The 25161-nt window shown below is 62.2% G+C and carries 25 protein-coding genes; 7 read left to right on the forward strand and 18 right to left on the reverse strand.

What is annotated here, in order from left to right; translation table 11 throughout:
• Positions 1–48 precede the first annotated feature (48 nt).
• From metG to NKI01_RS08735, 3 genes are read left to right on the forward strand one after another with little or no spacing between them, the layout of a single operon-like run.
• Entirely contained in the window at positions 49–1635 is a 1587-nt protein-coding gene (gene metG, locus NKI01_RS08725; protein WP_352962906.1) for a methionine--tRNA ligase, read from the forward strand.
• Positions 1635–2429: a TatD family hydrolase gene (locus tag NKI01_RS08730; protein WP_352962823.1), complete on the forward strand. Its 795-nt coding sequence runs from the start codon at positions 1635–1637 to the stop codon at positions 2427–2429. Before metG ends, NKI01_RS08730 begins: the two co-directional genes overlap by 1 nt.
• A gap of 3 nt (positions 2430–2432) precedes the next feature.
• Positions 2433–3251 carry an MBL fold metallo-hydrolase gene (locus NKI01_RS08735; protein WP_352482553.1) on the forward strand — a complete coding sequence of 273 codons (819 nt, stop codon included), beginning with the start codon at positions 2433–2435 and terminating at the stop codon, positions 3249–3251.
• A 371-nt stretch (positions 3252–3622) separates the two neighbouring features.
• Here the strand turns inward: NKI01_RS08735 and NKI01_RS08740 are convergent, their stop codons facing one another.
• Genes NKI01_RS08740 through NKI01_RS08755 form a run of 4 tightly spaced genes read right to left on the reverse strand, consistent with a single transcriptional unit; the run spans position 3623 to position 6247 of the window.
• The gene (locus NKI01_RS08740; protein WP_352962825.1) at positions 3623–4177 is read right to left on the reverse strand and encodes a DUF2076 domain-containing protein; all 555 of its coding nucleotides are present in this window, start codon (positions 4175–4177) and stop codon (positions 3623–3625) included.
• A gap of 31 nt (positions 4178–4208) precedes the next feature.
• Entirely contained in the window at positions 4209–4916 is a 708-nt protein-coding gene (locus NKI01_RS08745; RefSeq protein ID WP_023717585.1) for a Bax inhibitor-1/YccA family protein, read from the reverse strand.
• Between the two features lie 27 nt (positions 4917–4943).
• Positions 4944–5717, reverse strand: a complete 774-nt coding sequence (locus NKI01_RS08750; RefSeq protein ID WP_023717584.1) for an anti-sigma factor family protein — start codon at positions 5715–5717, stop codon at positions 4944–4946.
• The gene (locus tag NKI01_RS08755; protein WP_023717583.1) at positions 5714–6247 is read right to left on the reverse strand and encodes a sigma-70 family RNA polymerase sigma factor; all 534 of its coding nucleotides are present in this window, start codon (positions 6245–6247) and stop codon (positions 5714–5716) included. The genes NKI01_RS08750 and NKI01_RS08755 overlap by 4 nt, the downstream gene beginning before the upstream one ends.
• Positions 6248–6462: 215 nt before the next feature.
• On the opposite strand from NKI01_RS08755, the gene NKI01_RS08760 reads away from it, so the two are divergent.
• Together NKI01_RS08760 and mazG are read left to right on the forward strand one after the other, a co-directional pair.
• Positions 6463–7647: an amino acid aminotransferase gene (locus NKI01_RS08760; protein ID WP_352587530.1), complete on the forward strand. Its 1185-nt coding sequence runs from the start codon at positions 6463–6465 to the stop codon at positions 7645–7647.
• Between the two features lie 135 nt (positions 7648–7782).
• The gene (gene mazG / locus NKI01_RS08765) at positions 7783–8607 is read left to right on the forward strand and encodes a nucleoside triphosphate pyrophosphohydrolase (RefSeq protein ID WP_023717581.1); all 825 of its coding nucleotides are present in this window, start codon (positions 7783–7785) and stop codon (positions 8605–8607) included.
• Positions 8608–8612: 5 nt separating this feature from the next.
• Here mazG and hflX read toward each other — a convergent pair whose 3' ends face one another.
• From hflX to dusB, 8 genes are all read right to left on the reverse strand, one after another.
• A complete protein-coding gene (hflX, locus tag NKI01_RS08770; protein WP_023717580.1) occupies positions 8613–10004 on the reverse strand; it encodes a GTPase HflX in 1392 nt (463 codons plus the stop codon).
• Positions 10005–10250, reverse strand: coding sequence for an RNA chaperone Hfq (gene hfq / locus NKI01_RS08775; protein ID WP_006202172.1), 246 nt, complete (start codon positions 10248–10250; stop codon positions 10005–10007).
• Positions 10251–10395: 145 nt separating this feature from the next.
• Positions 10396–11259, reverse strand: a complete 864-nt coding sequence (locus tag NKI01_RS08780) for a D-amino-acid transaminase (protein WP_023717579.1) — start codon at positions 11257–11259, stop codon at positions 10396–10398.
• 188 nt (positions 11260–11447) lie between these two features.
• The gene (gene ntrX / locus NKI01_RS08785; RefSeq protein WP_352482545.1) at positions 11448–12809 is read right to left on the reverse strand and encodes a nitrogen assimilation response regulator NtrX; all 1362 of its coding nucleotides are present in this window, start codon (positions 12807–12809) and stop codon (positions 11448–11450) included.
• Positions 12799–15084 carry a sensor histidine kinase NtrY-like gene (locus NKI01_RS08790; RefSeq protein ID WP_352496545.1) on the reverse strand — a complete coding sequence of 762 codons (2286 nt, stop codon included), beginning with the start codon at positions 15082–15084 and terminating at the stop codon, positions 12799–12801. Before NKI01_RS08790 ends, ntrX begins: the two co-directional genes overlap by 11 nt.
• Before the next feature lie 127 nt (positions 15085–15211).
• Entirely contained in the window at positions 15212–16672 is a 1461-nt protein-coding gene (ntrC, locus tag NKI01_RS08795) for a nitrogen regulation protein NR(I) (RefSeq protein WP_023717576.1), read from the reverse strand.
• The gene (locus NKI01_RS08800) at positions 16669–17808 is read right to left on the reverse strand and encodes a two-component system sensor histidine kinase NtrB (protein WP_352496544.1); all 1140 of its coding nucleotides are present in this window, start codon (positions 17806–17808) and stop codon (positions 16669–16671) included. Before NKI01_RS08800 ends, ntrC begins: the two co-directional genes overlap by 4 nt.
• On the reverse strand, positions 17805–18830 hold the full coding sequence (gene dusB / locus NKI01_RS08805; protein ID WP_023717574.1) for a tRNA dihydrouridine synthase DusB: 1026 nt from the start codon (positions 18828–18830) through the stop codon (positions 17805–17807). The genes NKI01_RS08800 and dusB overlap by 4 nt, the downstream gene beginning before the upstream one ends.
• Positions 18831–19011: 181 nt before the next feature.
• On the opposite strand from dusB, the gene NKI01_RS08810 reads away from it, so the two are divergent.
• Together NKI01_RS08810 and NKI01_RS08815 are read left to right on the forward strand one after the other, a co-directional pair.
• On the forward strand, positions 19012–20232 hold the full coding sequence (locus NKI01_RS08810) for a bifunctional 2-C-methyl-D-erythritol 4-phosphate cytidylyltransferase/2-C-methyl-D-erythritol 2,4-cyclodiphosphate synthase (RefSeq protein ID WP_023717573.1): 1221 nt from the start codon (positions 19012–19014) through the stop codon (positions 20230–20232).
• Positions 20229–20738, forward strand: a complete 510-nt coding sequence (locus NKI01_RS08815; RefSeq protein WP_352962828.1) for a CinA family protein — start codon at positions 20229–20231, stop codon at positions 20736–20738. The genes NKI01_RS08810 and NKI01_RS08815 overlap by 4 nt, the downstream gene beginning before the upstream one ends.
• On the opposite strand, the gene NKI01_RS08820 is transcribed toward NKI01_RS08815, so the two are convergent.
• The 6 genes from NKI01_RS08820 to NKI01_RS08845 all read right to left on the reverse strand — a co-directional run bounded on the left by NKI01_RS08820 (position 20714) and on the right by NKI01_RS08845 (position 25153).
• Complete coding sequence (locus tag NKI01_RS08820) at positions 20714–21175, reverse strand: type II toxin-antitoxin system RatA family toxin (RefSeq protein WP_023717571.1); 462 nt, start codon at positions 21173–21175, stop codon at positions 20714–20716. The genes NKI01_RS08815 and NKI01_RS08820 overlap by 25 nt on opposite strands.
• A 12-nt stretch (positions 21176–21187) precedes the next feature.
• Positions 21188–22153: a lipoyl synthase gene (gene lipA / locus NKI01_RS08825; RefSeq protein WP_023717570.1), complete on the reverse strand. Its 966-nt coding sequence runs from the start codon at positions 22151–22153 to the stop codon at positions 21188–21190.
• Positions 22154–22287: 134 nt separating this feature from the next.
• Positions 22288–22545, reverse strand: coding sequence for a GlsB/YeaQ/YmgE family stress response membrane protein (locus NKI01_RS08830; RefSeq protein ID WP_023717568.1), 258 nt, complete (start codon positions 22543–22545; stop codon positions 22288–22290).
• 95 nt (positions 22546–22640) lie between these two features.
• Positions 22641–24086: a dihydrolipoyl dehydrogenase gene (gene lpdA, locus NKI01_RS08835; RefSeq protein ID WP_352496542.1), complete on the reverse strand. Its 1446-nt coding sequence runs from the start codon at positions 24084–24086 to the stop codon at positions 22641–22643.
• A gap of 12 nt (positions 24087–24098) precedes the next feature.
• Positions 24099–24737 (reverse strand): SGNH/GDSL hydrolase family protein, encoded by a 639-nt coding sequence (locus NKI01_RS08840; protein ID WP_352962830.1) that lies wholly within the window; start codon positions 24735–24737, stop codon positions 24099–24101.
• Complete coding sequence (locus NKI01_RS08845) at positions 24734–25153, reverse strand: hypothetical protein (RefSeq protein ID WP_023717565.1); 420 nt, start codon at positions 25151–25153, stop codon at positions 24734–24736. The genes NKI01_RS08840 and NKI01_RS08845 overlap by 4 nt, the downstream gene beginning before the upstream one ends.
• Positions 25154–25161 lie beyond the last annotated feature (8 nt).

Here is a 25161-nt window from a genome sequence, read left to right on the forward strand (position 1 = left end):
TTGGCGTCGGATGGCAATTGCCGTTTCGATGCGATATCTCACCGCGACATCTTTCATTCAGACATTCATGACGGCTCATCCATGGCACGCGAAAAATACTACGTCACGACGCCGATTTTCTATCCGAACGGCAAGCCGCATATCGGCCATGCCTACAATGTCATCGCCAGCGACACGCTGGCCCGATTCCAGCGGCTCGACGGCAAGGACGTCTTCTTCGTCTCGGGAACCGACGAGCACGGTTTGAAGATGCAGCAGACGGCGGACGCCGAAGGCCTAACGCCGAAAGCGCTTGCCGATCGCAACTCGGCGATCTTCCGCTCGATGCTCGAAGCGACCGGTTGCTCGAACGACGTTTTCATCCGCACCACCGAGGAGCGTCATTACAAGGCCTGCCAGGCGATCTGGACGCGAATGGCTGAGAATGGCGACATCTACCTCGACCGCTACAGCGGCTGGTATTCGGTGCGGCAGGAAGCCTATTTCGACGAGGCCGAAACCAAGGTCGGTGACGACGGCGTGCGCCGCGAACCACTCGGCTCGCCCGTCGAATGGACCGAGGAAGAGAGCTATTTCTTCCGCCTTTCCGCCTATCAGGACAGACTGCTCGCGCTCTACGAGAACAGCCCCGAATTCGTTGGACCGGCGGAGCGGCGCAACGAAATCATCAGCTTTGTCAAATCCGGCCTGAAGGATCTGTCGATCTCGCGCACCACATTCAAATGGGGCGTGCCGGTGCCCGGCGATGAGAAGCATGTGATGTATGTCTGGGTCGATGCACTAACCAACTACATCACCGCCGCCGGTTATCCGGATCCGGCCAATGAGAGATGGTCTTTCTGGCCGGCAAACGTACACGTCATCGGCAAGGACATCATCCGCTTCCACGCGGTCTACTGGCCGGCATTCCTGATGTCGGCTGGCATCGAATTGCCGAAGCGCGTGTTCGCGCATGGTTTTCTGTTCAACCGTGGCGAGAAAATGTCGAAGTCGGTCGGCAATGTCGTCGATCCGTTCGCGATGATCGAGCGCTACGGCCTTGACCAGGTGCGCTATTTCTTCATGCGCGAAGTGCCGTTTGGCCAGGACGGCAGCTACAGTCACGATGCCATCGTCAACCGCACCAATGCCGATCTTGCCAACGATCTCGGCAATCTGGCGCAGCGCTCGCTGTCGATGATCGCCAAGAACTGCGGCGGCGTGGTGCCTAAGCGCGGCGAATTGAGCAATGCCGACAAGGCGATCCTCGATCAGGCCAATGCCGCCCTTGTCACGGCGCGCAGGACGATGGCCGACCAGGGCATCCATCTGGCGCTGGCGGCGATCTTTGGCGTGGTGGCGGAAGCCAACCGCTATTTCGCCGGCCAGGAGCCATGGGCGCTGAAGAAGACCGATCCGGCACGCATGGAAACGGTGCTGTGGACGACGGCTGAAGTGATCCGGCGTGTCGGGCTGCTGTGCCAGCCCTTCATTCCGGAGTCGGCGGCAAAGCTGCTCGACCTTTTGGCGGTGCCGGCGGACAGCCGCGATTTCGCGAATGTCGCCGAGGATCACGCACTGGTATCCGGTACGGCGTTGCCGGCGCCGGAACCGGTATTTCCACGCTATGTCGAGCAAACGGAAACAAGCGCCTGATGCTGGTCGACAGTCACTGCCATCTCGACTTTCCGGATTTCGCCGAGGAGCGGGCGGCCATCGTCGCCCGCGCCCTCGCGGCCGGCATCGGCCGCATGGTGACGATCTCGACGCGGGTGAAGCGGTTTCAACAAGTGCTTGAGATTGCGGAGACTTTCGATGAGGTCTATTGCTCGGTCGGTACCCATCCGCACAATGCGGCCGAAGAGCTTGATGTGACTGTCGAGGATCTGGTGCGGCTGTCCGATCATCACAAGGTGGTGGCGATCGGCGAGGCCGGGCTCGATTATTTCTACGATCATGCGCCGCGCGATGCACAGGGGCAGGGCTTTCGCACCCACATCGCCGCGGCTCGTGAGACCGGTCTGCCGCTGGTCATCCATTCACGCGACGCCGACGACAACATGGCTGATATCCTCGAAGAAGAAACAGGGAAGGGCGCCTTCCCCTTCATCTTGCACTGTTTTTCATCGGGGCGCCGGCTGGCCGAGATCGGCGTGGCGCTCGGCGGCTACGTTTCGTTTTCCGGCATCCTGACTTTCAAGAACTCCGCCGAGCTGCGCGCCGTCGCCGCCGATGTGCCGCGCGACCGTCTGCTGGTCGAAACCGACGCGCCATACCTTGCGCCGATCCCGTTTCGCGGCAAGCGCAACGAGCCTGCCTATGTCGCGCATACAGCCAAGGTGCTGGCCGACACGATCGGCGTCAGCGAGGCCGAGATCGCTGCTATCACCACCGACAATTTCTTCCGGTTGTTCAGGAAAATGCCGCGCCCGAGCGCGCCGGGCGCCTGACGCATGAGCGATCGGTTGCGTCTTACCGTCCTCGGCTGCGGCTCATCGCCGGGCACGCCACGCATCACCGGCGACTGGGGCAATTGTGATCCGACCAACCCAAAGAACCGGCGCATGCGCACCGCAGCGCTCGTCGAGCGGATCGCGGCGAATGGCGCCAGGACCACGGTCGTCATCGACACCGGCCCGGATTTTCGCGAGCAGATGCTGCTGGCATCGGTCAGGCGCATCGATGCGGTCGTCTATACGCATCCGCATGCCGACCACATCCACGGCATCGACGATTTGCGCGGCTTCGTGCTCGAGCAGCGCCACCTGATCGACATCCATGCCGATCAGGTTACCATGCTGCGGCTGAGGGAAGCGTTCCGCTACTGTTTCGAAACACCGAAAGGCAGTTCGTATCCGCCGATCGTCAACGCCCATATCATCGACCACAACAGGCCGGTGGTGATCGAAGGCGAGGGCGGCGCCCTCACCCTCGAACCGCTGCCGCAAATCCACGGCGACATCATCTCGCTGGGTTTTCGTATCGGCAATCTCGCTTATTGCCCTGACATCAGCGACTTTCCGGGAGCGACAGCCGAGCGTATGCGCGGGCTGGACATGCTGGTTATCGATGCGCTGCAATACACCTTCCATCCGAGCCATCTGTCGCTTGGCCAGGCGCTCGGCTGGATCGAAAGACTGGCGCCGAAGAACGCGGTGCTGACGCATATGCATGTGCCGCTCGACTACGCCACGGTAATGGCCGAGACGCCGGCCAACGTCGAGCCTGCCTATGACGGCATGACGATCGAAATCCCTTACAAATCAGCGTAAAGGACCAAGGTTTTCATAGCTGGTTACAGAGTTCGCTCCAAACCGCCCAGCGGCTCGCTTATGCTATCTTCGCCACGTCCTATCGGCCATGTCAGTTCCATAATCTATCTTATGCGACTGAAGCCTGTAGCGTCCACTGAAGCCTGTAGCGTCCGTTGGCAGCGAGACAGCCAAAAGTTCGACGCCACCTGCGACTGCGGATGGCGCGAAGGCACGACGAAGCGTTTCCGTTTCAAGACGATCAGGGCGGTCAAGGCTGAATTGAAGCGCTTGGCTATTAGCCGCCGGCGAGAGCTCGCTTGCCGGATGCTGCCCCCGCCTACCCGGTGACCGGCAATCGTCACGAGCGCCGGCACAGGCTGGGTCGCTCGTCAGAATTCCATATCCCCGAAGTCACCGCCGTTATCGGAGCTGGCATCGTCTGCCTGGTCGGCTTCGTCCGGCTGCGGTGCCGGCCGTTCGGCTGCCTGCGCTTCGCTGCCGCCAAACATGCCGGCGATCGCATTGCCGAGCAGCACGCCGCCTGCCACCCCCATCGCGGTCTGCGCGGCGCCGGCAAGGAACCCGCCGCCGGCCCGCTGTGACTGGTCTTGTGGCTCCTCCGCGGCAGCAGAGGCGGTGCGCCCTACCCGCGGAACCGAGCCTGAGCGCCTGCCGCCGCTGCGGCCGAAGAAGCCACTGAGCGGTCCACCGCCGGCAGGCTGCCACGCCTGCTCCTCCAGCTCTTCGATGCGCGCCTGCGCTGCGTTCAGGGCCCGCTCCTGCACCACGATCGTCTGTGCCATGTAGTATGGCGCCCCAGGCTGCTGGGTGATCTGGTCCTGGATCAAGCGTTCCGCTTCGGCATCGCGCGGCGGCGCCTGGCGCTCGACATTTGCGAGCTTCTCGAAGAGCTGTCCGATCGCCTGCTGGTCGTTTCTGTCCATGATGTACTATTCCGGTCTCGGTCCGACGCGGCTATTCGCGCTCGCCGGTGAAGTTCAGCAACAGCTGGAAGATGTTGACGAAGTTCAGATAGAGCGAGAATGCACCAAAAACGGCGAGCTTTTGCTGTGTTTCGGCGCCGAAGTTTTCGGCGTACTGCTCCTTGATCGTCTGCGTGTCCCAGGCCGTGAGCCCGACGAAGACGGCGATGCCGATCACCGAGATCGCAAACTGCAGCGCTGTCGAACCCAGGAAGATATTGACAATGCTGGCGATCACCACGCCGATCAGGCCCATGATCAGGAAGGACGAGAACTGCGTCAGGTCGCGACTGGTCGTATAGCCATAAAGGCTGGTGGCGCCGAACATGGTGGCGGCGATGAAGAAGGTGCGGGCGATGCTGGTGCCGGTAAAGACCAGGAACACGGAAGCCAGCGACAGACCCATGACCGCGCAGAACGCCCAGAACATTGCCTGGGCCCCGGCCGCCGACATCGTCTGCATACGGAACGAGAACAGCAGCACAAAGGCCAGCGGCGCCAGCATCACCACCCATTTCAGCGGGGTGGAGAAGATCGGCACGTAAAGGGCGGGCGTGGAGGCCACCACGAGGGCGATCACGCCCGTAACGACGAGGCCAAGGCCCATGTAGTTATAGACGCGCAGCATGTGCCGGCGCAGGCCTTCGTCGTAGACGGCTCCGGCTCGGGCTCTGGTCCCAATGTATCCCAGATTGTTCATTTGGTTCTCCTTCTTAGAGGTAGTCGATCAGTAGAGTGTTTTGGCGAGCGCTTCGGCCGTGCGATCGAGGCCGCGGACATCGCTACGTGCGACGACTGCGTAGGCGACCTCGCCGATCTGGAAATAGGCCGAGGAAACCTCGCCCGACGGAACGACAGTCGGCTTGACGACGTCGAATGTTCCGGGCCGGATGGCGAACAGCGAGAGCAGCCCCATCTCTTTTGTCTCGACAGCCATCTCGACGCTCGGGCCGAACTGCGATGGGTAGATCTGCACGTCACGGACCGTCCAGTCCGTTGGCAGCGATGGCATGACGATCGCCGTGGCGGCGCGGATTTCGTCGGCATTGTAGCCGGGCGCCTCGAGTTGTGACGACATCGCCTCGCGCACGAGCGTCGTCCGATGCGCCCGGACTGCGTCCTCCACATAGGCGGGCGGATGGGTCGAAGCGACGACTTCCGTCACCGATATCGGTCCGATGAGCCCGTTCGCAAGCCAGCCGGCGGCGACGAAAACAGCGACAGCCGCCGCGCGCTGCAAAGCACCAAGGACACGGCCGCGCGCTAACCCCCGCTCCAGCCGCCGTGCCGCATCAGCCGTCGCCGGCCGCGCCATGCCTTTCGATCCGGCAAGCGCCACGCGCAGCTCGTCACGCGTCCTCAGATCAGTCATCACCCGCGCGGCCGCTTCCGGGCGAGCCGAAAGAAACGCCTCGACCTCGATGCGACGAGCAACGTCCAGCTGATCGTCGACATAGGCGTCGAGATCGGTGTCGGTGACGGGATCGCGCAGTTGGTTCATGATCCACCTCCGACGATCTTCAGATGGCTTTTCGTGCGTGCCGGTGCCGCGTCCTCCATCTCGCGGAGTGCCGCACGCGCCCTGCCGATGCGCGACATCAGCGTGCCAAGCGGCACGCCGCTAACCTCGGCCGCCTCGCTGTAGCTAAGCCCCTCGATGGCGACGAGATGCAGCGCGCAACGTTGCTCTTCCGGCAATGTGAAAAAAGCGTCGCGCACCTGTGCCAGCCGGACGGAATGTTCCTGCGGAGCCTGGACGCTGGCCTCGGTGAGATGGCCGGCCTGTTCGATGCGCACCGCTTCGGATTTGCGGGATCGCAAGCCGTCGATGAACGCATTGTGGACGATTGACAGCAGCCATACGCGAAGATTTCCGCCTGAGCGGAAGCTGCCGCGTCGCTCATAGGCACGCACCAGCGCATCATGCACCAGATCCTCTGCATCGGCGCTGTCGCGCGTCAGCGAGCGTGCGTAGCGGCGCAGCGAACCGAGCTGTCCCAGAATATCGAAGCGTGGCATCGGCCGTTTCATGTCCTGTTTACGGAGCAGGTCGGGGTTTTAATCCCGCTCTCCCCGAATTTTTTCGGCTCGCCGCGCTCTCGTCCTGGGAGATCTCGGGCCTGCCCTCGACCGGCAGATAGTATCGGCCGCCCTCGAGGCAAACCGGCGCCGAGTTGGCGCATATGAAACCGCTGGCAAAGCACGGCCGGTTTGCGTATCACTCCGCCGCCAACGGAACCTTGTCGATGTTCGAAAATCTCCAGCCCGCGCCCGCCGACAAGATCCTTGCCTTGATCGGGCTCTATCGCGCCGACCCGCGTCCCGACAAGGTCGATCTTGGGGTCGGCGTCTATAAGGATCGCGACGGCAAGACGCCGGTGATGCGCGCGGTGCGCGAAGCCGAAAAGCGGCTGCTGCGAGGCCAGGACACCAAGACCTATCTCGGCCTTGCCGGCGATACCGCCTTCAACGCGGCAATGGCTAGGTTGGTGTTCGGCCCAACCGCCGACATGACGCGCATTCGTGCGGCACAGGCGCCCGGCGGCTCCGGCGCGCTGCGGCTGGTGGCAGAGCTGCTGAAAAGGACCCGCGCCGACGCGACGGTCTGGCTATCGGATCCGACATGGCCGAACCACATGCCGGTGATGCGCGCCGCTGGCCTGCAGATACGCGAGTACCCCTATTTCGACGTTGCTTCTGGTGCGGTTCGCTTCGACGACATGCTGGATGCGTTGAGAACCGCGAATCCCGGCGACGTCGTGCTGTTGCATGGCTGTTGCCATAACCCGACGGGCGCCAATCTAGACATCTCGCAATGGGCTGCCGTTGCCGATCTCGTCGTTGAGCGTGGTCTGCTGCCCTTTGTCGACATCGCCTATCAAGGCTTTGGCGAGGGGCTTGATGCGGATGCCGCCGGCTTGCGCCTGCTGGCGGCGAAAGTTCCGGAAATGGTCGTTGCCTCGAGCTGCTCGAAGAACTTTGCCGTCTATCGCGACCGCGTTGGTGCAGCGCTGATCATGGCGAAAGACGGTGCGCAGGCGGATATGGCGATGGGCCAGATGCTGTCGGCGGCGCGCGCCATGTATTCGATGCCGCCGGACCATGGCGCGGCTGCGGTGCGCATGGTGCTCGAGGACGCTACGTTGCGGGCCGACTGGGAAGCAGAGCTTGAAGAGATGCGCCTGCGCATGCTGCGGCTGCGCGTCCAGTTCGCCGAAGCGCTGCGGCGGCAGTCCAACTCCGACCGTTTCGATTTCGTCGCCAGCCATCGCGGCATGTTTTCCCGGCTTGGCCTGTCGGAAGCGCAAGTCGAGCGGCTGCGCGCCGAGCATGGCATCTACATGGTCGGCGACAGCCGCATCAACGTTGCCGGCCTGCCCGAGGACGGCATGGACGCGCTCGCCAAGGCGATTGTCTCCGTGCTCGACTGATACTTTTTGCTTGACCATGATCTTTTCCGAAAACCGGCTTCCACGATCATGGTCTGGCCGCCGATCTGTGGACAAGGCGCCCTCACCGGCTGAAGCCGTTGGCCGCACAGCCGTGTACAGGATAGCGTTTCCCAGATGAAACCCTCGAAAGACATTTCCCGGCTGATCGAGATCATGGCAGCGCTGCGGGCGCCGGAAACCGGCTGCCCGTGGGATATCGAGCAGGACTTTTCGACAATCGCGCCATACACGGTAGAGGAAGCCTACGAAGTGGCGGACGCCATCGCGCGGGGCGACCTGGACGATCTGCGCGATGAACTCGGCGATCTCCTGTTGCAAGTGGTCTACCACGCGCAAATGGCCGAGGAGGCCGGCGAATTCTCATTCGGCGATGTGGTCGAGGCCATCACCACAAAAATGATCCGCCGCCACCCGCATGTTTTCGGCGACGAAAAGGCGCGCAGCGCCGGCATGGCGAAGGGCATGTGGGAAAAGATCAAAGCGGAGGAAAAAGCGGAGAAGCGCAGCGCCCGCCTCGTCCGAGGGCTCGACCCCGAGGACCATGGCAAGGGCTTTCTCGACAGCGTGCCGGTCGCCCTGCCCGCGCTGACCCGGGCCCTCAAACTGCAGGAAAAGGCCGCCCGCGTCGGCTTCGACTGGAGCGAGGCGGCACCGATCCTCGAAAAGATCGAGGAGGAGATCGGCGAATTACGCGAAGCGCTGGCCAAAGGCGACAGCGCACCGATCAAGGACGAGTTCGGCGACATGCTGTTTGCGATCGTCAATCTCGGCCGGCACCTCAAAATCGATTCCGAAGCGGCACTCAGCGGCACCAACGAAAAATTCCGGTCGCGCTTCCACCATGTCGAGCAGGCGCTGCAAGCGTCGGGAAACAACCTCGAAGAGGCGACGCTGGACGAGATGGAAGCGCTCTGGCAGCAGGCAAAAAGCGCGAAATAAACGCCCTACCCATTGTTTTGACGTCGCAATCGGCTTTCTATCTCTTGTCGAGCACTGTGTGTGGCCTTGAGCGCGATGGTCACGCTGCCATCCTCATTGTCATCACGCGAGACGATGTCGCCGTTGCGGTAAAGCCAGTCGACGACGCCGAGTTGGTCGGCCTTGAGCGTGACCGTGAACGTCTCCAGTTCGCCCGACATCATCGTCTCGATGATCGCCTTCAGCGCATCGATGCCTTCGCCGGTAACCGCCGATATTGCGATAGGCGGCGCCTTCCTGCCGTCAGCACCATCGGCAAGCAGCCGCGCGCGGTTGCCCTCGTCGAGCCGGTCGATCTTGTTCCACACTTCGATGACGCGCTTGCTATCGCGGGCATCAACGCCGAGATCGGCAAGGATGCGCTCGACATCTTCGGCCTGTGCGGCCGTATCGGGGTCGGAGATATCGCGCAGATGAATGACGAGGTCTGCCTCGACCACTTCCTCCAGTGTCGCCCTGAAGGCCGCGACCAGATGCGTTGGCAGGTCGGAAATGAAGCCGACCGTATCGGAAAGGATGACCGGCGTTCCGTGCCGCAGGCGCACGCGGCGCAGCGTCGGGTCGAGCGTGGCAAACAGCATGTCTTCCGCCAGCACCCCTGCTCCGGTCAGCCGGTTGAACAGCGTCGACTTGCCGGCATTGGTGTAGCCGACGATCGCCACCACCGGAAACGGCACCTTCTTGCGCTTGGCGCGGTGCAGGTCGCGGGTGCGGCGCACCGTTTCGAGCTCATGCTTCAGCTTGGTGATCTTGTCCTGCAACACACGCCGATCCGACTCGATCTGCGTCTCGCCAGGGCCGCCGAGAAAGCCGGCGCCGCCGCGCTGGCGCTCAAGGTGGGTCCAGCTCCGCACAAGGCGGCCCTTCTGGTAGTTGAGATGGGCAAGGTCGACCTGCAGCGTGCCTTCCTTGGTGCGGGCGCGCTCGCCGAAAATCTCCAGGATCAGCCCGGTCCGGTCGAGCACCTTGGCGTTCAACTCTTTTTCGAGATTGCGCTGCTGTACCGGTGTCAGCGGATGATCGACAATGACCACTTCCGCGTGCCCCTCTTTGACGATCTCGGCGAACTCCGCGACCTTGCCGCTGCCGAGCAAGGTCGCCGGGCGTGGATCGTTGACGGTCACCACTGCCGTGTGGACCAGGTCAAGGTCGATGGCGCTGGCGAGGCCGACCGCCTCGTCGCGACGGGCCTCGGCGGAACGGGTCAGGCGCGGGCGATTGGTGTCGTCGTTGCCACGCGGCTGCCGGGTAAGCACCGGCACGATGACCACCGCCCGGGTCGGACCGTTGGCCTCTGTCCCGGTCTGATGTGCTGGTTTTCCGCGAACGCTGCGGTCCGCGTCTTTCTCACGTGCCAATCAGGCGCCCTGGCTTTCCTCACCATCGAACATCTGAACCGGCTGGCTCGGCATGATCGTGGAAATGGCGTGCTTGTAGACGAGCTGGGAATGGCCGTCGCGACGCAGCAGAACGCAGAAATTGTCGAACGAAGTGACCACGCCGGTCAGCTTCACGCCGTTGATGAGAAAGATGGTGAGTGGGTTTTTGCTCTTGCGAACTGAATTCAGGAACAGGTCCTGAAGATTTTGCGATCGTTCCGCCATTGTTCTTGTCTTTCGCCGATCCCCTTCGGTTTGCAAGCCAATGCGCCAAATTAGCTGGCACATGTCAAGCACGCAAACACCATCTTGCCGTCAGTAACGACAAGCAGAACGAGATATATTGATGTTCATTCCATCTGTGCGGTTATCAGGCTGGACTTTTTTCCGCAACGTCAAAAAAGGCCCGCCGTAGTGAAACTGTTATCGAGCCCGGGTGGCCGTTGGCGACGGGAGCGCCATCGATTGCCACCACCGGCATGGCGATCGTGGTCGCGGAGCTGATGAAAACCTCGCGCGCGGCCTTGGCCTCGGCAACCGAAAAGCCGCGCTCCTCGATCTTCAGGCCGAGCTTGGCGGCGACATCGAACAGTGTCGTGCGGGTGATACCGCGCAGGATGCCATGCTCGGCCGGCCGCGTCACCAGCACGCCGTCCCTGGTGATGATCCAGGCGTTCGACGATCCACCTTCCTTGACGGTGCCGTCAACATCGACGAACCACGCCTCCTGGGCGCCTGCTTCCTTGGCTTTCTGTTTGGCCAGCACGTTCGGCAACAGGCCGACCGACTTGATATCGACCCGATCCCACCGGTTCTCCGGCACCGTGATAACCCGGATCCCGCTCTCGGCCCGCTTCGCGGCAGCTGCAGGATCGGCTTTTTTGGCGGTCACCACCAGCGACGGCTTCGTGCCCGCCGGCGGGAAGAAAAACTCACGGCTGGCGACACCGCGTGTCACCTGGACATAGACCAGGCCGTCGACGACATGGTTGCGGCGCACCACCTCACCCATGACGAGCGGCAGCACGCCGCGCGTGATCGGCCAGTCGATCGAGAGTTCGGTGAGCGAGCGGTTCAATCGGGCGAGATGGCGCGGCATGTCGACGATGAAGCCCCGCGCCACCTCGCAGACCTCGTAGACGCCGTCGGCGAATTGATAGCCACGGTCCTCGATGTGCACGGAAGCTTCGGCGTGAGCGACATAGCGTCCGTTCACATAGGCAATGCGCGGCATGGATAACCCTTGGAGAAGTCAGCGCATGAGCCCGAAAATCGGAATCGATTTCGGAAAGGATCATGCGCAAAAATCAAAATGCTACAGCCTCCTTTGTGCGTCCCAAAGACGCGCGGCGCTGCAGTGCTCTTATGCGATTCCACGACCGCCGTAACCGGTAATTGCGTGGGCCACGGCTGGTTTGGCTCTCAGACGCCCAGCGACTTCAGCTTGCGGTGCAGTGCAGAGCGTTCCATGCCGATAAACTCTGCCGTCTTCGAGATGTTGCCGCCAAAACGGTTGATCTGGGCGATCAGATAGTCCTTCTCGAATTGTTCGCGTGCTTCACGCAGCGGCAGTGCCATTATGTGCTGATCGGACTTGGTTGGAGTGCGCGGCATGACGTCGCCGATCTCGGCTGGCAGGAGGTCGGCGGTGATCGGCGCATCGACATCGTCGCCGCGTGCCAGGATCATCAGGCGCTCGACATTGTTGCGCAACTGCCGAACGTTGCCCGGCCAGTTGTGCGCCTGCAGCACCGCCAGCGCGTCGTCGCCGATGCGGCGCGGCTTGATGCCGGCCTGGCGCGCGATCTGCTTCATGAAATTGTCGACCAGATAAGGAATGTCCTCGCGACGCTCGGCCAGTCCCGGCACCATGACCGGAACCACGGCCAGGCGATGATAAAGGTCCTCACGGAAACGGCCGTCGGCGATCATGGCTTCCAGGTTCTGCGAGGTCGACGAGATGATGCGTACGTCGACCTTGACCCGCTTGGTGCCCCCTACCCGCTCGAACTGCTGTTCGACCAGCACGCGCAGGATCTTGTTTTGCGTCTCACGCGGCATGTCGGCCACTTCATCGATGTAGAGAATGCCGCGATGGGCCTCCTCCAGCGCACCGACCTTGCGTTCGACGCCGTTCGATTCGGTGCCGAACAACTCGATCTCCATACGCTCAGGCGTGATGTTGGCGGCACTCAGCGTCACAAACGGTGCACTCTTGCGCGCCGACAGTGCGTGGATGGCGCGCGCCGCCAGTTCCTTGCCCGAGCCGGAGGGGCCGATAATCATGACGCGGCTGTTGGTCGGCGCGACGCGCTCGATGGTCTGGCGCAATTGGCTCATTGCCGACGACATGCCGATGAGGTCAAAAGTCTCGCCGCTGCGCAGCTTGAGATCCGAAACCTCGCGTCTCAATTTGGACGTTTCAAGCGCCCGTTCGGCAATAAGGATCAGCCTGTCGGCCTTGAACGGCTTTTCGATAAAATCATAGGCGCCGCGGCGGATGGCCGAGACTGCCGTTTCGATATTGCCGTGGCCCGAGATCATCACCACCGGCAGGTTCGGGTGCATCGTCTTGATCTCGTCCAGCAAAGCGAGGCCATCGAGCCGCGAACCCTGCAGCCAGATGTCGAGGAAGATCAGCCTGGGTGCCCGGTCGGCAACCACCGCCAGCGCGCTGTCGGCGTCAAACGCCGTGCGGGTTTCGTGACCTTCGTCGCTCAGGATACCGGCGACGAGTTCGCGGATGTCTTCCTCGTCGTCGACGATGAGAATATCAGACGCCATTACCGACCTTTTCAGTTTCTTTTTCGTGTTCCGTCTTGCTTTCGCCGCGTATCGGAACGGTGGCGGCAACCGGCAGGATGATGCTGATCATCGCACCCCGCCCATCGTGGAATTCCGCTGGTGCATCGTGCAATTCGAGTCGCCCGCCATGGTCCTCCACGATCTTCTTGACGATAGCGAGGCCAAGCCCGGTGCCTTTCTCGCGTGTCGTCATGTAAGGCTCGAGCAAGCGCTGCCGGTTTTCGCGCGGCAAGCCCCTGCCGTTGTCAATGACGTCGATTCGAATCGCGCCATTCTGACGCCCGGCTTGAATCCGGATTATGCCGTGCGGACGATCCTCTGCATCAAGTCCGTCGATAGCTTCGGCAGCATTCTTGATGACGTTGCCGAAAGCCTGCGCCATCAGGCGGCTGTCGAACGTGCCTTTGAGCGGCTCATTGCCGAAGACGCGCTCGAAGATGATGTCGGCGCGGCTCACTTCGACCAGGAACGAGGCCTCCCGCAACGAATCGCGCAGATCGATGGCCTTCATTTCTGGTTTCGGCATGCGGGCGAACGCCGAGAACTCGTCGACCATGCGGCCGATGTCCTCCACTTGCCGGATGATGGTGTCGGTGCATTGATCGAAAACCTCACGGTCCTCGGTGATGACCTTGCCGTAACGGCGCTTGATACGCTCGGCCGAAAGCTGGATCGGCGTCAGCGGGTTCTTGATCTCGTGGGCGATGCGCCGCGCCACGTCGGCCCATGCAGAGGAACGCTGTGCCTGGACCAGATCGGTAATGTCGTCGACTGTCACGACGTAGGATTTATCCTCCGAACCGTCGTCGCCGGCTTCAATCGTGATCTGCACGTTGAAGGTCCGTTCGGTGCCGGCACGATAGAAGGTGACCTGTTCGCGATAGACCGGCTTGCCCGACTTGCGGCCGATCTCGAAGACGCGGCCGACATGCGGTAGCACGGCGGAAAGGTTCTGCCCAAGCGCCGCGGTGGCGGATATGGCCAGCATCGTTTCGGCGGAACGATTGACGATGGTGACGATGCCATATGGATCGACGCCGATGACCCCGGCGGTGACGCCGGCAAGCACAGCCTCCGAAAAGCGCCGCCGCTCGTCGATCAGATCCTTGGCCGACAGGATCTCGTTGCGCTGCGATTTCAGCTCCATCAGCATCTTGTTGAAGGTGTCGCCGAGCGAGGCGACGTCGCCATCGGAGGGGCGGACTGGCACGGCCACATCGAGATTGCCGGTAGCGACCTCGTCGGCCGCGCCGATGAGCTGACGAATCGGCCGCACCAGGCGGTCGGCCACCGCAATGCCGGTCCAGATGGCGGACAGGATGATGATCAGCGTCAGCGACAGATAGGGAAGCGCGAAAGCCACTTGCGAGGTGCGGCGATTGTCTTCGAGACCGCGATATTCTGCGGTGTTGGATTTGACGATCTGTCGTGCCTTGATCACCTCGGGATCGACGAGGCGAATGGTGTAGAGATAGAGCCCGTCGATCTCGCGCAGCTTGACGATGGCCCCCATGATGTTACGGGTGCGCGGCTCGATCAGCACCGGCTTGCCGTTGGCAGCGCTTGCCACAGCGCCCTCCGGCGGCTCCGGCATGGCAAAGTCCGCGTCGGTCTTGGCGCTCATGACGAAGGAACCATCGGGCTTGATGAGTGCTGCGTGTGCCAGGGAGCGTCCAACCGCCTCCTTGTTCATGAGGTCAAGGAAGCCGGTCCGATCGAGGCCGTAAAGCGTGCGCGAAGCGTCGAGGTCGTAAGCCATCGACAACGTCGTGCCCTGAAGATTTCGTGCGTTTTCCTGCACATAGGCGTCGGCGATCGACAACGACGAATTGACGATCGTCTTGGTGCGGATCTCGAACCAGCGGTCGAGGCCGATGTCGAGCGTGATCGACGCGATGATCGCCACCATGATCGCGGGGATGGCGGCGACCAGCGCAAACATCGCCACGATGCGCACATGCAGGCGCGACGCAGCCTTGCCGTGCCGGCGTGCCATCAGGATGCGATGCACTTCGCGGCCGACCAGCAAGATCAGAAACAGCACGAACGCGGCGTTAAGCGCGATCAGCGCCAGCGTCGTCCGCGCGTCGGGCGTGATCGGCGTGGCGCCAACCAGAATGGCGAAGGAGATCGCCGCCGTCACCAGCGCACCGGCAATGGCGACCACGCCGGGCAGCGCAAGCAGCCGGCGACCGTCTCGCGCGCCGGAAGTGCTGAAAAGCGGTTTGCTCAGTGTCGGTGCGTGCAGAGCCATGTCGCCGTCTAGAGCCAGTGATTGCGTCGGATGTATGCAACGCATTGTGGCGATTATGCAACAAGTGTGGCCGAGACGGAAATCTTTCGGCGATCGATCCCCTGGAAAGCGCTCGTAAGGGGTTCGTCTAGACCTGCCTGGAGGACTTGTAGACGTTGACGCCGAGTTCGCGAATCTTCTTGCGCAGCGTGTTGCGGTTGAGTCCTAGCAGTTCGGCGGCCTTGATCTGGTTGCCGCGCGTTGCAGTCATAGAGGCGAGGACCAGTGGATACTCGACCTCGGAGAGGATTCGCTGATAGAGGCCGGCCGGCGGCAAGTCGCCGGCAAACGAGGCAAAATAGCGTTGCAGGAAATGCTCCACCGCCTGGCCGATGGAAAGGTCGTCGGGAATGAGGTTGCCGCCACCTGGAACGACAGGCCTTTCGCCAGTCTTCAACTCCGCCTCGATGATCTCGGCGGATATCTCGTCCTGCGAATACAGTGCAGCCAGCCTGCGGATGAGGTTTTCGAGTTCGCGCACGTTGCCAGGCCATGGGTAGCGCTTCATCAGCTCGATGCCGCCGGTGGAAATGCGCTTGGTCTGCAGGCCTTCACTGGCGCCGAGCTTGAAGAAGTGCCGGACGAGGTCCGGAATGTCCTCCGATCGCTCGCGCAGCGCCGGCAGCCTGAGCGGCACAACGTTCAAGCGGTAGAACAGGTCCTCGCGGAAAAGCCCCTGATTGATCAGCGTGCGCAGGTCCTTGTTGGTGGCAGCGACGATGCGCACGTCGGTCTTGATCGGCGTGCGGCCGCCGACCGTGGTGTATTCGCCCTGCTGCAACACACGCAGAAGCCGCGTCTGCGCTTCCATCGGCATATCGCCGATCTCGTCGAGGAACAGCGTGCCGCCTTCGGCCTGCTCGAAACGGCCAGTGGAGCGGCTCTGTGCGCCGGTAAAGGCGCCCTTCTCGTGCCCGAATAGTTCCGATTCGATCAGGTCGCGCGGGATCGCCGCCATGTTGATCGCGACGAAGGGGCCACCACGACGACGGCCATATTCATGCAGCGCGCGCGCCACCAGTTCCTTGCCGGTACCCGATTCGCCTGAGATCATCACCGTCAGGTCGGTCTGCATCATTCGCGCCAGCATGCGGTAGATGTCCTGCATGGCCGCCGAGCGGCCGACCAGCGGCATCGTTTCAGGCGGCTCGTCGGCACGCGTATCGATCTTGGGCCGCCGCGGCTCGGAAAGCGCCCGATTGACGATGTTGAGCAGCTCCGTCAGGTCGAACGGTTTTGGCAGATATTCATAGGCTCCGGTTTCGGAGGCCCGGATCGCCGTCATGAACGTGTTCTGCGCACTCATGACGATGACCGGCAGTTCCGGTCGCGCCTTCTTGATGCGCGGTAGCATGTCGAAGGCGTTCTCGTCAGGCATGACAACGTCGGTGATGACCAGATCCCCCTCGCCCGCGGCCACCCAGCGCCACAGCGTCGAGGCATTGGAGGTGACGCGCACGTCGTGACCGACGCGCGAAAGCGCCTGGTTGAGGACAGTGCGGATGGCCGCATCGTCGTCGGCGACGAGAATATTGCCGCGAATGGTCATTTGCGGTCTCCTTCACCGTCGTCGTCGGCAAACTGGGTTTCTTTCCACGCCGGCATCAGGATGCGGAAGGTGGTCCCGCGCGGCGTCGATTCGCATTCAATGATGCCGCCATGCTCGCCGACGATCTTTGCGACCAGCGCCAGACCGAGACCGGAGCCGTTCGGCTTGGTGGTGATGAAGGGATCGAACAGGATCGGCAGGATATCCTCGGAGACACCCGAACCGTTGTCGCGCACGCAGAATTCCAATGGCAGCGACACCCGGTCCTGCGTTCCGGGCACGGAAACACGGATGCCCGGGCGGAAGGCGGTCGACAGCATGATCTCGCCCTGCGGATCGCTGCCGATCGCCTCGGCGGCATTTTTTACCAGATTGAGGAACACCTGGATGAGCTGGTCGCGATTGGCAAAAACCGGAGGCAATGATGGATCATAGTCCTCTAATATCTTGATCCGCTTGGCAAAACCGTTCTTGGCGATTGCTTTGACATGGTCGAGCACGACATGGATGTTGACGGGGTAGCGGTCGATCGGCCGCTCGTCCGAAAACACCTCCATGCGGTCGACCAGCGAGACAATGCGGTCGGTCTCGTCGGTGATCAAACGCGTCAGCGCGCGATCCTCATCGGACGCCGACAGTTCTAGCAGCTGCGCGGCGCCACGAATGCCGGACAGCGGGTTCTTGATCTCATGGGCAAGCATCGCGGCAAGGCCGGTGACCGAGCGCGCCGCACCGCGATGCGTCATCTGCCGGTCGATCTTGTCGGCCATTGAGCGTTCCTGGAACATCACCACGACGGAGCCTGGAAATTCCGTCACCGGCGCGACGTAGAGATCGACCACCTTCTCGATGCCGAGACGCGGCGACGACACGTCCACCCGGTATTCGTTCACCGGCGCACGGCGCTCGCGCACCTGGTCGACAAGCGTCAGCAGCGGACTGCCGAAAGGAATGAGCTTGTGCAGCGTGTTGCGGGCGAGCATCGTGGCGCTCGAGCGGAAAAAATCCTCGGCATCGGCATTGGCGAAGGTGATGAAGCCTTGCGGATCGACCATGATCACCGGCCGACGAATTGTGTTGAGCACAATATGCGCGGCGTCCGCCATGTCCGTGCTCTGTGTGACGGTGGCGTTCATGCCGCACTCCGCAGATTCGGCGCTTCGGGAGCGCTTGAAAACATGTCGCGCAGCAAGGCAATGACCCGCCCAGGCTCGAAAGACGTGAGGATGGCCTTGCGCCAGTCATCGCTTGTGACGGCATGGCGGTCGAGATACCAGCCGAGATGCTTGCGCGCCTGGCGCAATCCGCTTTCGGCGCCATAGAGCGTCAGCATGTCTTCGTAATGGGCAATGACGTAGTCGGTCAGCGCTTGCGGGCTGTCCGGCATGCCGGATACTGGCTCGGCCAGCGCGGCCGCTACAATGCTGCCGGCAGTCCACGGCGCGCCATAGTGCGCACGGCCGATCATCACCGCGTCGGCGCCGGACTGGTCGAGGATCAAGGCTGCCTCTGCCGGCGAGCCGACATCGCCATTGGCAACCACAGGGATGGAGACGGCCTGCTTGACGCGTGCGATGGCACGCCAGTCGGCCGTGCCCTGATAGAACTGGCAACGTGTGCGGCCGTGCACCGTCACCATCCTGACGCCGGCCTGCTCGGCGCGTCGCGCCAGCATCGGCGCGTTGAGCGCGCTCTCGTCCCAGCCAAGCCGCATCTTGACCGTGACCGGCACGTCGACCGCGCCGACTACCGCTTCGATCAGCGACAGCGCGTGGTCGAGGTCTCGCATCAGTGCCGAACCGGCATAGCCGCCCGTCACCTTCTTGGCCGGACAGCCCATGTTGATGTCGATGATGTCGGCGCCTTCGCCGGCTGCGATTCGTGCGCCCTCGGCCATGTGCACCGCGTCGCGGCCGGCAAGCTGGACCATGTGGACAGGCAGCCCGGAATGACGGATGCGCAGGCCCGAGCCAGCCCTGCCCTTTGCAAGCTCGCCGCTCGCCACCATTTCCGATACAACCAGCCCGGCGCCATGCGCATGGGCGCGCTGCCGGAACGGTTCGTCGGTAATGCCCGACATCGGCGCGAGAAACACGCGGTTGCGGATTCTCACGCCACCCACCTCCAGCGGCGAAGCCAATTTGGTCACATCAGGCATGCACAAAAACCAAGCACCTTCGATTGCTGCACATTCTCTAGCCAGAACGACGGCAATGTGCAACGCGCAATGTCGTGACATTAAGGCGCATTTGGGAAAAATATGGATCGCCGGACGGCATCAATCCTAGGTCTTGTGAAAGCGATACCACTTTTCAGGATCATGCGCTAAGCGTCTCGGCATGAGACATGTCAGCGAAAAGCCAGCTGCCGACGACAAGGTCGCCGTGGTCATCGTTGCTGCCGGGCGCGGCGCGCGCGCGGGGCAGGCCAATGGGCCGAAGCAGTACCAGCAGATTGGCGGCGGCGCCGTTATCGCACGCACGCTCGACGCCTTTCTGACGCATCCGAAAATTGGACCTGTCGTCGTTGCTATCCATGCCGAAGACGGCGCGCTTTTCCGCCGCGCCGCCGGCGCGAACGCCGACCGTGTCGTCGCTGTGATCGGCGGTACGTCACGGCAGGAGTCCGTCCGGCTTGGACTGCTGGCGTTGAGAAGCCATGCGCCGGGCCGGGTCCTGATCCATGATGCGGCTCGGCCGTTTGTCGATGCGGAACTGATAGATCGCACGATCGCCGCCATTGAAGAGCGCCAGGGAGCGCTGCCTGCTTTGCCCGTTGCCGATACGCTGAAGCGCGAAACGGCCGAAGGCATGAGCGGCGAAACAGTGTCCAGGGCCGGGCTCCATGCCGCACAGACACCACAAGGCTTTCCGTTCTGGCCGATCCTGGCCGCGCACGAAAAGGCTCATCAATTGGGCAAGGCGGATTTCACCGACGATGCGGCAATCGCCGAATGGGCGCATATTCCGGTGAAGATCGTTCCCGGCTCGCCGGACAATGTCAAACTGACCTGGGCACGGGATATTGCGATGGCGGATCAGCGGCTTTCCAGCGCCTCACGTTTTCCGGACATCCGAACCGGCAACGGCTACGACGTCCATGCCTTCGAGCCCGGCGACCATGTCACCCTGTGCGGTGTCGCTATTCCGCACGACAGGAAATTGTCCGGCCATTCGGATGCCGATGTCGGCCTGCATGCGTTGACCGACGCGCTGCTCGCCACCTGCGGCGCCGGTGACATCGGCACGCATTTCCCGCCCTCCGACCCGCAGTGGAAAGGGGCCGCTTCACGCATCTTCGTCGAACACGCAGCGAAGCTGGTGCGCGAGCGCGGCGGGCGCATCGCCAACGCCGACATCACATTGGTTTGCGAGGCGCCGCGCGTCGGCCCGCATCGCGAGGCCATGACCGAAACGCTTTCCGCAATGTTGCGAATTTCGCGCGACCGCATCTCGATCAAGGCGACAACCAATGAGAAGCTCGGCTTCGTCGGCCGTGAGGAAGGCATAGCGGCCATCGCGACCGCCAGCGTTGTGTTTCCAGGGGATGTCCCCGAATGAGCAATAGCGATCTCGCAGATGCCCTGCTTCAGGCCTGCCAGCAGCGCGGCATCATGCTGGCGACGGCGGAGAGCTGCACCGGCGGCATGATCATCGCCACGCTGACCGACATTGCCGGCTCTTCCACTGTGGTCGATCGCGGCTTCATCACCTATTCCAACCACGCCAAGACCGAGATGCTCGGCGTCTCGGCCGTTACACTCGAGGCGAACGGGGCGGTCTCGCGCGAGACTGCGGTGGAGATGGCGGCCGGCGCCTTGGCCCGTTCGCCCGCCGGGCTTGCGCTCGCGGTGACCGGCATCGCCGGTCCGGGCGGTGGCTCAGCGGAAAAACCTGTCGGCCTGGTCTGGTTCGGCGTTGCCGTGGCTGGCCGGCCGGTGGTCAGCGAATGCCAGCTGTTCGCCGACAAGGGCCGTGATTTCATCCGCCGGGAAACGGTCCGGCATGCGCTTGAACTGGGTCTGCGCGCGCTCGCTGCGGATCAGGCCGCCGATGGCGTGCCGTAGATGATTTCGGCGCGTTTCTCGAACGCCTCGGAGAACATGCGGAAGGCGCGGTCGAACATGGTTCCCATGAGCGCACCCAAAATGCGGCTCTTGAACTCATAGTCGATAAAGAAGCAGACGTTGCAACCACCGCCGTCCGCCGGGTCGAAGCGCCAGACATTGCTCAGATATTTGAACGGGCCGTCGATATATTTGACGTCGATGGCGTTCTCGTCAGGCTTCAGCAGCACCTGCGTGGTGAAAGTCTCGCGGATCGCCTTGTAGCCAATGCTCATGTCGGCGATGAGCAGCGTGCGTCCGTCGCGTTCCTTGCGCGAACGAACCGTAAGTGCCTCGCAAAGCGGCAGGAATTGCGGATAGGATTCGATATCCGCGACCAGAGCGAACATCTGTTCAGGCGTATGCGCGACGCGGCGATGGGCTTCGAATTGTGGCATGAAACCAGTTTGTTAGGCGGACTTCCTGAGAAACGCTTCGCGCGCCGCGCGCAACCTGGCGAAATCGTCGCCGGCATGGTGCGACGAGCGCGTCAGCGGGCTCGACGCCACCAGCAGGAAGCCCTTGGTCCGGCCGATCGTCTCGAAAGACTTGAACTCCTCCGGTGTGACAAAGCGGATCACCGGATGGTGCTTCTTCGACGGCTGAAGATATTGGCCGATGGTCATGAAGTCGACATTGGCCGAACGCAGATCGTCCATCAGTTGCAGGATTTCGTTCCGCTCCTCGCCAAGGCCAACCATGATGCCGGACTTGGTGAAGATCGAGGGGTCGAGTTCCTTGACTCGCTGCAAGAGCCTGATCGAGTGGAAATAGCGCGCACCCGGCCGAACCGTCAGATAGTTCGACGGCACGGTCTCGAGATTATGGTTGAAAACGTCGGGCTTGGCCGCCACGACGATCTCCAGTGCGCCGTCCTTGCGCAGGAAGTCGGGCGTCAGGATTTCGATCGTCGTCAGAGGCGTTGCCGCCCGGATGGCGCGGATGACCTCGGCAAAGTGCTGAGCTCCGCCATCGGCGAGATCGTCGCGGTCGACTGAGGTGATGACGACATGGCTTAGGCCCATTTGCTTGACGGCGTGTGCGACGCGCGCCGGCTCGTCGGGATCGAGTGCGGTCGGTATACCGGTAGCCACGTTGCAGAACGCGCAGGCGCGCGTGCAGATCTCGCCCATGATCATGAAGGTGGCGTGCTTCTTTTCCCAGCACTCGCCGATGTTGGGGCAACCGGCCTCTTCGCACACCGTCACCAGCTTATGCGACTTCACGATCTCGCGCGTCTCGGCATAGCCTTTCGACATCGGCGCCTTGACGCGGATCCAGTCGGGCTTGCGCAGCACATCCTGGTCGGGCTTGTGCGCCTTTTCGGGATGCCGCAGGCGCGGCGCATTGGCGATCGTGTCGAGGACGGTGACCATATGAAATCCGGTTCATTCGCGATCGCCTGTCCGACGTTCGCTTTCCCAAGTCATCTAGGACTTTTCGCTGCAAAGAAAAAGGCCGCGGCGGCGCATGCCGCCACAGCCGTTTTCGCATGGCATGAGTTCAGCAATTAACGGCGCACCATGCGTCCTACCCAGATCAGCAGGCAGGCACCAATGAAACCGGTGATCAGATAGGCGATCCAGCCGGCGCCGAAGGCGCCGATGTTGAGCGCCTGCAGGATGGCATTCAGCACGATCGCGCCGACGATGCCAAGAATGATGTTCATCAAGATGCCGGTGTTGCTCTTCATGAACATCTCGGCAAACCAGCCTGCCAAACCGCCGATGATGATGGCTGCTACCCAGCCCACGCCGTTCACGTCCATATGCCCTCTCCTGTGGTGATGAATGCATCCGGAAACGAATTACCTTGCCGTCGAGTTCCTTGACATACATGTGTGAGTCTCGCGCAGCCAATTTATCATGCGTTCAGCGCACGGCCATAGGCGTCGAGAACACTCTCCTTCATCATCTCCGACAGCGTCGGGTGCGGGAAGATTGTGTGCATCAGCTCTTCCTCGGTGGTTTCCAGGTTCATAGCCACGACGAAGCCCTGGATCAGTTCGGTTACTTCTGCGCCAACCATGTGGGCACCCAGCAACTGGCCGGTCTTCTTGTCGAAAATGGTCTTGACGAAGCCTTGGTCTTCGCCCAGCGCAATCGCCTTGCCGTTTGCGGCGAACTGGAAGCGGCCGACGCGGATGTCCTTGCCATCGGCTTTCGCTTTGGCTTCCGTCAGTCCGACCGAGGCGACTTGCGGATTGCAATAGGTGCAGCCCGGGATCTTCAGCTTGTCGATGGCATGCACGCCGGCGAAATTGGCAATCTTTTCCACACACACCACGCCCTCATGCTCGGCCTTGTGGGCGAGCATCGGCGGTCCGGCGACATCGCCGATGGCATAGATGCCGGGCACGTTGGTCTTGCCGTAGCCGTCGACGACGATGCAACCGCGTTCGGTCTTCACGCCGAGCGCCTCGAGGCCGAGATTTTCGATATTGCCCTGTACCCCGACGGCTGAAATCATGCGGTCGGCGGTGATCTTCTCGACCTTGCCGTCCTTCATCTCGACATGCGCGGTGACCGAATTGGCGCCCTTCTCGACCTTGGTCACCTTGGCATCGAGGATGATCTTCATGCCCTGCTTCTCGAACTGCTTTTGCGCAAACTTCGACACTTCGGCGTCCTCGACCGGCATCACAGCCGGCAGCAGTTCAACCACCGTCACCTCTGCGCCCATAGTGCGGTAAAACGAGGCGAACTCGATGCCGATGGCGCCCGAGCCCATCACCAGCAGCGACTTCGGCATCTCTTTCGGCACCATCGCCTCGAAATAGGTCCAGATCAACTTGCCGTCCGGCTCGATGCCGGGCAATGCGCGCGGCCTGGCTCCGGTCGCCAGGATGATGTGCTTGGCGGTGTAGGTGCCCTCGCCTTTGACGCCCTTGGGCGCCGGCGGCTGCGGCTCCATCGGCTTCTTCGACGATTTCGACACGACGATCTCGCCGGGTTTCGTCAGTTTGGCTTCGCCCCAGATGACGTCGACCTTGTTCTTCTTCATCAGGAAGCCGACGCCGCCGTTGAGCCGCAGCGAGACCTTTCGCGAGCGATCGACGACGGCGGCGGTGTCGACGCTGACCTTGCCGTCGATCTTCAGGCCGTAATCCTTCAGATGATCCGAATAGTGCATGATCTCGGCCGAGCGCAGCAGCGCTTTGGTCGGAATGCAGCCCCAGTTGAGGCAGATGCCGCCCAAGTGCTCGCGCTCGACAATCGCCGTCTTGAAGCCAAGCTGCGCCGAACGCACTGCAGTGACATAGCCGCCGGGGCCGGAGCCGATGATGATAACGTCGTAGTTCTCAGCCACGGCTTTTCTCCTTCACAATTCCAGCATGACGCGCACGAGCGGCGTCAGCGCTTGCCCGATGCTCCGCGTGTTTTCCGCGTCAAGGTGGACGCCGTCCAGCGGCGTCGTTTCGGCCACCGTGCCCGCATTGAAGAAGCCGCAGCCGGCCTCGTTGGCAAGGGCGGAATATTGCGGCGCCAGCCGCTTTGACGCGTCATCTCCGCCGGCGAACATTTCTTTGAACTCGGCGTTTTCCGTGCGGCTGACTACGGGCGGCGCGACGATCAGGATCTGCGGCGCCGGCCAATCGAACGGGTAATCATGACCGCGCACAATATCGATCAGGCGTTGCACGCCTTGTTTGGCCGCGACCGGATTGCCGTGAATCCACGGCTTCATATCGTTGGCGCCGAGCATGATGACGATCAAATCGATCGGCGCATGAGTCGTCAGGATCGTTGGCAACAGCCTTGCGCCATTGCGGTCCGCTCCGGCCAAGTGATCGTCGAAGGCGGTGGTTCGGCCATTCAGGCCTTCGGCGATGACCTCGACGCCGCTGCCCAATGCCGCCTGCAGCACGCTCGGCCAGCGATCTTCCAGCGGATGTCGGCCGAGGTTTGCCGCGTCATAGCCCCAAGTAAGCGAATCGCCGTAGCAGAGGACCGTCTTCATGTGCCTGCCCCGCCGAAACCTGGTTGCGAGCGCGCCAATCGCCAGCGCACGAAAAGCCACTGGACCAGCACCGTAGCGATGCCCGGCAGGACGAGACCCGCGACTATGGGAAGATCGCCCGACCATTGGCTCTTGCCTGGGGGCTGGGAGAAAGTCCAGCCGATCAGGGAAACTCCAACGAGCACAAAAAACGCTACCCCTATGGTCGCCGTCAGCTTTGTTGCCCGTCGTGGGTCCGACATGAATTGTGCGATGAAGAACGCGACCGTCACGAGGACGGTGACGAGAGCCGAGATCATAAACACAAGGATGTACTCTACGTCGGCATTGGTTGCGACGGCGAGCCACTGCGCCACCAATCCGCCGGCCAAACCGGAAAGAAAGAAGGCAAAAAGGCTGGTGAAGAATTTCCGCACCGCCCTGT

Source organism: Mesorhizobium sp. M0815 (assembly GCF_040319995.1).
Classification (GTDB): domain Bacteria; phylum Pseudomonadota; class Alphaproteobacteria; order Rhizobiales; family Rhizobiaceae; genus Mesorhizobium.

What these genes read in the sequence shown, in the direction of transcription:
- NKI01_RS08740 (WP_352962825.1), bottom strand. Translation starts at nt 4,177, where the DNA reads ATGGACAGAAACGACCAGCAGGCGATCGGACAGCTCTTCGAGAAGCTC.
- NKI01_RS08780 (WP_023717579.1), bottom strand. Translation starts at nt 11,259, where the DNA reads ATGCCGCGCATTGCCTATGTGAACGGACGCTATGTCGCTCACGCCGAA.
- NKI01_RS08815 (WP_352962828.1), top strand. Translation starts at nt 20,229, where the DNA reads ATGAGCAATAGCGATCTCGCAGATGCCCTGCTTCAGGCCTGCCAGCAG.
- NKI01_RS08745 (WP_023717585.1), bottom strand. Translation starts at nt 4,916, where the DNA reads ATGAACAATCTGGGATACATTGGGACCAGAGCCCGAGCCGGAGCCGTC.
- lipA (WP_023717570.1), bottom strand. Translation starts at nt 22,153, where the DNA reads ATGGTCACCGTCCTCGACACGATCGCCAATGCGCCGCGCCTGCGGCAT.
- NKI01_RS08830 (WP_023717568.1), bottom strand. Translation starts at nt 22,545, where the DNA reads ATGGACGTGAACGGCGTGGGCTGGGTAGCAGCCATCATCATCGGCGGT.
- NKI01_RS08750 (WP_023717584.1), bottom strand. Translation starts at nt 5,717, where the DNA reads ATGAACCAACTGCGCGATCCCGTCACCGACACCGATCTCGACGCCTAT.
- hfq (WP_006202172.1), bottom strand. Translation starts at nt 10,250, where the DNA reads ATGGCGGAACGATCGCAAAATCTTCAGGACCTGTTCCTGAATTCAGTT.
- NKI01_RS08820 (WP_023717571.1), bottom strand. Translation starts at nt 21,175, where the DNA reads ATGCCACAATTCGAAGCCCATCGCCGCGTCGCGCATACGCCTGAACAG.
- ntrX (WP_352482545.1), bottom strand. Translation starts at nt 12,809, where the DNA reads ATGGCGTCTGATATTCTCATCGTCGACGACGAGGAAGACATCCGCGAA.
- NKI01_RS08790 (WP_352496545.1), bottom strand. Translation starts at nt 15,084, where the DNA reads ATGGCTCTGCACGCACCGACACTGAGCAAACCGCTTTTCAGCACTTCC.
- mazG (WP_023717581.1), top strand. Translation starts at nt 7,783, where the DNA reads ATGAAACCCTCGAAAGACATTTCCCGGCTGATCGAGATCATGGCAGCG.
- NKI01_RS08760 (WP_352587530.1), top strand. Translation starts at nt 6,463, where the DNA reads ATGTTCGAAAATCTCCAGCCCGCGCCCGCCGACAAGATCCTTGCCTTG.
- NKI01_RS08800 (WP_352496544.1), bottom strand. Translation starts at nt 17,808, where the DNA reads ATGAACGCCACCGTCACACAGAGCACGGACATGGCGGACGCCGCGCAT.
- NKI01_RS08840 (WP_352962830.1), bottom strand. Translation starts at nt 24,737, where the DNA reads ATGAAGACGGTCCTCTGCTACGGCGATTCGCTTACTTGGGGCTATGAC.
- NKI01_RS08810 (WP_023717573.1), top strand. Translation starts at nt 19,012, where the DNA reads ATGAGACATGTCAGCGAAAAGCCAGCTGCCGACGACAAGGTCGCCGTG.
- NKI01_RS08735 (WP_352482553.1), top strand. Translation starts at nt 2,433, where the DNA reads ATGAGCGATCGGTTGCGTCTTACCGTCCTCGGCTGCGGCTCATCGCCG.
- NKI01_RS08755 (WP_023717583.1), bottom strand. Translation starts at nt 6,247, where the DNA reads ATGAAACGGCCGATGCCACGCTTCGATATTCTGGGACAGCTCGGTTCG.
- dusB (WP_023717574.1), bottom strand. Translation starts at nt 18,830, where the DNA reads ATGCCTGATGTGACCAAATTGGCTTCGCCGCTGGAGGTGGGTGGCGTG.
- ntrC (WP_023717576.1), bottom strand. Translation starts at nt 16,672, where the DNA reads ATGACCATTCGCGGCAATATTCTCGTCGCCGACGACGATGCGGCCATC.
- NKI01_RS08730 (WP_352962823.1), top strand. Translation starts at nt 1,635, where the DNA reads ATGCTGGTCGACAGTCACTGCCATCTCGACTTTCCGGATTTCGCCGAG.